The 5,531-nt window shown below is 70.0% G+C and carries 4 protein-coding genes and 1 pseudogene; 3 read left to right on the top strand and 2 right to left on the bottom strand.

The features are described from left to right. Both E1267_RS42270 and E1267_RS42275 read left to right on the top strand, forming a co-directional pair. Positions 1 to 198: pseudogene (locus E1267_RS42270) on the top strand (glutamate--cysteine ligase); the annotation flags it as partial. Between the two features lie 107 nt (positions 199 to 305). Next, the gene (locus E1267_RS42275; RefSeq protein WP_132341728.1) at positions 306 to 1,286 is read left to right on the top strand and encodes a hypothetical protein; all 981 of its coding nucleotides are present in this window, start codon (positions 306 to 308) and stop codon (positions 1,284 to 1,286) included. A gap of 31 nt (positions 1,287 to 1,317) precedes the next feature. On the opposite strand, the gene E1267_RS42280 is transcribed toward E1267_RS42275, so the two are convergent. Next, positions 1,318 to 2,625: a M23 family metallopeptidase gene (locus E1267_RS42280; protein WP_132341730.1), complete on the bottom strand. Its 1,308-nt coding sequence runs from the start codon at positions 2,623 to 2,625 to the stop codon at positions 1,318 to 1,320. 305 nt (positions 2,626 to 2,930) lie between these two features. Continuing rightward, the gene (locus E1267_RS42285; protein ID WP_165960107.1) at positions 2,931 to 3,662 is read right to left on the bottom strand and encodes a PaaX family transcriptional regulator C-terminal domain-containing protein; all 732 of its coding nucleotides are present in this window, start codon (positions 3,660 to 3,662) and stop codon (positions 2,931 to 2,933) included. Between the two features lie 30 nt (positions 3,663 to 3,692). Between E1267_RS42285 and E1267_RS42290 the strand changes: the two genes are divergently transcribed. After that, the gene (locus E1267_RS42290) at positions 3,693 to 5,360 is read left to right on the top strand and encodes an acyl-CoA dehydrogenase family protein (RefSeq protein WP_132341732.1); all 1,668 of its coding nucleotides are present in this window, start codon (positions 3,693 to 3,695) and stop codon (positions 5,358 to 5,360) included. Positions 5,361 to 5,531 lie beyond the last annotated feature (171 nt).

Genomic DNA, 5,531 nt, shown 5'->3' on the forward strand with positions numbered 1-5,531 from the left:
GGGCTGCTCGGGGCCGGGGTGGCGGCGCACGACGCCGACCGGGCGCTGGGCGTCATCGAGCAGCGGACCCGGCTGCGGCGTACGGGCTCGGTGTGGCAGCGCGAGACGCTCGCGCGCTTCGGAGGCGATCGGGAGCGGCTCGTGCGCCGCTACCGCGAGCTGGCACTTTCGGGATTGCCAGTGCATTTGTGGGAATAAGCGCAACCGATGCCCTCTCTGTTCCGTCAAACCCAGTCAAGGGACGGGAAAGTGAGGGAGATATGGCGGCAAAGGGGATGGTTCCTACCGATAAGGCCCCCTATGCCTTGTCGCAAGCGACCGGAGACCTGGCCGAAGGGGCGGCCAAACTGGCGGGAGAGATCGGCGGCGCCTCCGTCCAGGCGGTGCTGAACGAGGCGAACAGGACAGCCGTACGCAAGGGCGCGGCGGGCGCGCTCGGGTCGATGCAGCCGAAGCCGGCCGAGTGGTATGCCTTCGACACCGGCGACCAGCGCACCGCCGACTGGTATCCCCAGGGCCTGACCGGCGGGGATTCCGGCTCCCTCGGGGTGCCGGTGTTCGTCGTCAGCTGGTACTTCCGGCCGGAGGCCGGCGAGCGGGGCATCAGGGTCAGCTTCCTGAGCCCGCAGACGCTGAAGTACCGGCACGCGCTGCTGGTCGCGGCCAAGCCCGACGGCTCGTACGGGCCGATCGACATCCACGCGGGCGGCATCGCCTGCCACGGCGACCTGCTCTACGTCGCCGACACCGTCAGAGGGCTGCGGGTCTTCGACCTGCGCAACCTCCTCGACCTGAGCACCGCCCAGAACGACCTGGGCGACCCCGAACGGGTGGGGCGGCACGACGGCAGGCTGCACGCCTTCGGCTACCGCTACGTGATCCCGCAGACCGACCTGTGGCAGGTCGCCACGGCCGGGCCGCGGTTCTCGTTCGTGTCGGTCGACCGCAGCGGCGCCACGCCGTTGCTGATCACCGGCGAGTTCCGGGGCGACGACCCAGGCGGCTGGGTCGCGCGCTGGCCCCTGAACATGGCGGGCGGCGAGCCGCAGGACGCGTTCGTGATGGGGCAGCCCAAGATCCAGGGAGCGCTGTCGTCGGGCGGCACGTGGTACCTCAGCCAGTCGGCCGGCTCCACCAGGAACGGCAAGCTGATCGTCCACGCGGGCGACACGTCGCAGGCCAGGCCGTTCCCGATCGGGCCCGAGGATCTGACCGTGCAGGACGGCAAACTGTGGAGCGTCACCGAGTACCCGGACAAGCGGGTGATCTTCGGGGTCGATCTCTGAGGGGATGCGGGCCCGGAGGGCGGAGACGGCCTCACCCTCCGGGCCCGTGCGCTCTCAGGTCACGGTGGCGGGTTGGGCTGACAGGAGGGTCTGGCTCCAGCCTTTGGTGTCGACGGTGGTCTGTTTGCTGAGGTCGTCGCCTCGGCCGTCGTGGGGGTCCCTGTCGTGGTAGCTGTGCATGGAGTTGTCGCGGTGGTGGCCGTAGTAGACGCCTGCGCCGGGGGACAGAAGGTGGTCGAAGACCTGCCAGGTGGTGTCGCGTAGTTGGTGGCGTTTCCAGTTGCCGGCGCCGCGGATCTGGTAGGAGATGAGTTCGCCTTGAGTGGTGGTGCCGAGGAGCCAGTCGGGTGCGGTGGTGGTGAGGGTTTTGAGGGTGAAGCCTTCGCCGATGACGGTGTTGCCGGTGATGGAGGTTTTGGTGGGTTTGCTGGCGGTGATGGTGTAGCGGCGGAGGGTTCCGTTGGCGATGCCGTACAGGTGGTTCTTGCCGTCGTAGGCGAGGAGGTCGTGGGTGTAGCCGCTGGCGAGGTAGACGGGTGGGTCGAAGGTGAGGGGTGTCGCGGTTGGTGCGGATGTCGACGCGGTAGAGCTTGCCTCCTGGGTCCTTGTCCTCGGTGACGAGGAGGGTGTTGAAGTTGAGTGTGGCCATGGCTTTGGGGGTGAAGCCGAGGCCGGCGGTGGAGTGCACGGCGCCGTGGGTGCGGCGTCCGGTGGCCGCGTCGATGGCGGTGTAGGTCAGCCGTCCCTCCGGCGTGACGCCGTAAACCGATGCGACGCCCTCGGGTGCAGGCTCGGGGCAGTTGTGGCTCTCGACGTTGTTCCACTCCCGGCCGTTGGCCTGGCCGTAGGTGACGCCGTTGATCATCGGCTTGACCCGTTCGGAGCCCTTGTACCCCCACGAGGCCGACCCATCGCCGTTGGAGTCGTAGCCGAGCTCGAAGTGCAGGTGCGGGTGTCCGTTGGAGGTCGGGCCGGTCTTGCCGACCTTGCCGATCACCGTTCCCCTCTGCACCCTGTCCCCTTTCGAGACGGCACGAGACTGCAGATGGATGTACGTGGTGAAATAGCCGCCGCCGTGATCGATCTGGACCATGTTGCCCGCGTTGTCGTGGTAGAAGGACTGGTTCACCCTCCCCGCGGCCGGGGCGATCAGGGTGGCACCCTCGGTGCCGCGCTGGTCAGGCTCCTTCACCATGTCGAGTGCGGGGGCGTGCGCCCAGGTGTTCAGCTGCCACTTCTGTCCGCAGGGGAAGGGAAGCTGGAGGTCGGGCGCGGCCATCGCGGGGCTCGCCGCGCCGAAGACGCCGAGAGCGGCGATCAGTGCCGTGGTGACGACCACGCGTAATGATGATGTCGACAGGGCCATGTGATTCATCCAGAGGGTTCGAGGCCGGGATGGAACCGCTGTGCGACACTGCCGCAGGCGTGGCGCCGGACGTTGACTGATGCAATAACTTACGGTTAGAAACCTTAAGAGAATGTTCATTATCGGGGTGACTCCGCCTCCATTCGTTTTCGAATGAGTTCCGCGCGGAATCGACCATAAATTCCGGCGGTATATCGGCGGTATGTCGCTCGTCCTCTGCCGTTTCCCAGTGCGCGGGCCCAGATCAGGGGCGACCGCTTCGGTGTCGGCCGAGCGGGTCAGTCGCTGAGGTGCCGGGTCAGCACCTCGCGGTAACGGCGGTCGAAGGCGTCGTAGCGGACCCGCAGTTCCGCGCCCGGCCAGCCGGGCGGCAGAAGCTCGTCCGGCAGCAGCGGGTCGGCCATCAGGTGGCGCAGCACCGCGGCCGACACGACGAACCCCTCGGCCAGGCCGTCCGCGTGGTCGAAGGCGTGGTCCAGCGCGCGCTCCAGCCGGCGAGCCTCGGCCGCCCAGCCGTCCAGGTCCCACAGCAGGGGAGTGGGGTCGTCGTGCGGCCGGCCGTCGATCAGCGTGCACTGCGCCGTGACGATCTCCGGCCACGCGCCGCGCACCAGGTTGGCCGGCCGTAGCCAGGTGCCTTCGCGCAGCTCGGCCAGGCGCAGCGCGGTCATCGCGTGCCGGAGGGCCGCCCGGTCGGCGGGAGCGCGCCGCTCGGCGGTGACGACGGCCACCTCCCACGTGCCGTCCCACGGCCTGGTGTGCGGGTCGCGGCTCTCGTCCTGCCTGGCCTGGCGCTCGACCAGCCGCTGCGACAGCGTGTAGAAGCCGTCCTCCTGTACGAGGTCGCCGGCCGCGACCATGCGCGACAGCGCCACCCGCACCGTGCCCTCGGCGATGCCGAACAGCGCGCCGATGCGCACCAGGTGGCGGGCCGGCAGGCGGGGCGGGTGGCTGCCCAGCAGGGCGCTCAGCACGGCCGACCTGGCGCTCAGGGTGTTACGCTCTTCCATCGCGTGTCGAGTATATGTAACACTCCGGATATGAGGCGCTATCTCACCGAGCCGTTCGACGGCAGCGACCGCTACGCCACCGAGCGCTACCAGGGCGCCGCCGGGCGCAACTGGTGGGCCTGCGACCCCACGCTCCGCCTGCTCATGCGGCGCCACCTGGGCGACGGCTACGTCTGGGCGGAGCCGCACCTCGGCCGGCTCGGAGCGCTGATGGGCGGGCTCGTCGCCGAATGCGCGGAGGAGACCGACCGCAACCCGCCGCGGCTGGAGAAGTACGACAAGTGGGGAAGGGACGTCAGCCAGGTCGTCATGCCCCCGTCGTTCCTGACCGCCAGGCAGGCGCTCATGGAGGACAACTTCACCGCGCCGTCGTTCGCCGAGGAGGCGCGGGCGCACGGGGCCGATCCGTCCGCGCTCGCCGCGGCGTGGACGTACCTGCTCGACCAGGCCGACATCGGGATGGGCTGCGCGCTCGGCACGGGTGGCGACATGGTGGTCTCTCTGGCCGAGAAGTACGCGCCCGAGGACGTACGCGAAAAAGTGCGGGAGATCTTCGCCAACGGGTTCTACTCCGGTGAGGCCGCTCAGCTGTTCACCGAACGCACGGGCGGCTCCGACCTGGCCGCCCTCGAAGCCGCCGCCGTCCCCACCGGCGACGCGTGGAGTCTGTCCGGGCTCAAGTGGTTCGCCTCCAACGCCAACGGATCCGCGTTCGTCGTGCTCGCCCGGCTGCCCGAGGGCGACGTGGCGCCCTTCCTGGTGTTGTGGGAGCGGCGCGACGGCACGCGCAACGGCGTGCGCATCCGGCGGCTCAAGGACAAGCTCGGCACCAGGTCCGTCGCCTCGGCCGAGGTCGAGTTCACCGAGGCCGAGGCGTTCCTGCTGGCCGGATCCGAGCCGGGCGCCGGCTCGGGGATCGGCACCATGATGAAGCTCACCAACGCCTCCAGGCTCGGGGTGGCCATGATGGGCCTCGGCGTGGCCAGGCGGGCGCTGGTCGAGTCCATCTGCTACGCCAGGGCGCGTGAGGCGTTCGGGCGGCCGCTCATCGAGCAGCCGCTGATGCGCCGCAAGCTGACCGAGCTGATCGTCGAGGTCGAGGCGGCGCAGGCGATGGTGTTCGACGCGCACGTCAGCCCCCGGCTCCGCCTCGCCCCCGCCCTGGTCAAGCTGCGCGCCGCCCGCCTGGGCGTCACCGCCGCCGGCGACGCGATCGAGGTGCACGGCGGCAACGGCTACATCGAGCAGTGGCCGGTCGCCAGGCTGCTGCGCGACGCGCAGGTAAACCCGATCTGGGAGGGGGGCGACAACATTCTCTGCCTGGACGTACGGCGGGCCATGCTCAAGGAACAGGCGCACCTGCCCTTCCTCGACCGGCTGCGCTCCCTGGCCACCTCCGGCCTGGTCGGCGCCCGCATCGACGACCTGGCCAAGGCCGTCGAGACGTGGCACGCGCTGGACCGGGACACGGCGGAGGAGCGGCTCTACCCGCTGGCGCAGTTCATGGCCGACGTCTACGCCGCCGCGCTGCTGGAGGACCAGGCCCGCTGGGGGCTCGATGACGGCCGCAAGGCGCTCGTGGCCCGCCTGTACGCCGAGGCCCACCTCGTGGACCATGGTCCTCTGCGCGGGCTCGACCGCCCCGCCGGGGACCCGCAGCGGTTCGACGACCTGCTGGCGGGGGCGTTCACCGGTTGACCCTCCCGCCACCGGCCTTCGTCACGCGCGCAGTATGGTGATGCGGCGGCCGGACGGGGTGGTCGCCTGCTCGAAACTCCCTCGTTCCTTCCACGGCGGAGCTTCGGGGCGGCGGTCGAAGATGACCAGGACGCCGGTGGTGAGGGTGAGGCGGTCGAGGTAGCGGTCGAG

Origin of the sequence: Nonomuraea longispora, from assembly GCF_004348345.1 — a bacterium.
Taxonomy (GTDB): domain Bacteria; phylum Actinomycetota; class Actinomycetes; order Streptosporangiales; family Streptosporangiaceae; genus Nonomuraea; species Nonomuraea longispora.

Bases quoted from the DNA above. Each gene is read 5' to 3' on its own strand.
- E1267_RS42285 (WP_165960107.1), bottom strand. From the start codon at position 3,662: ATGGAAGAGCGTAACACCCTGAGCGCCAGGTCGGCCGTGCTGAGCGCC.
- E1267_RS42290 (WP_132341732.1), top strand. From the start codon at position 3,693: ATGAGGCGCTATCTCACCGAGCCGTTCGACGGCAGCGACCGCTACGCC.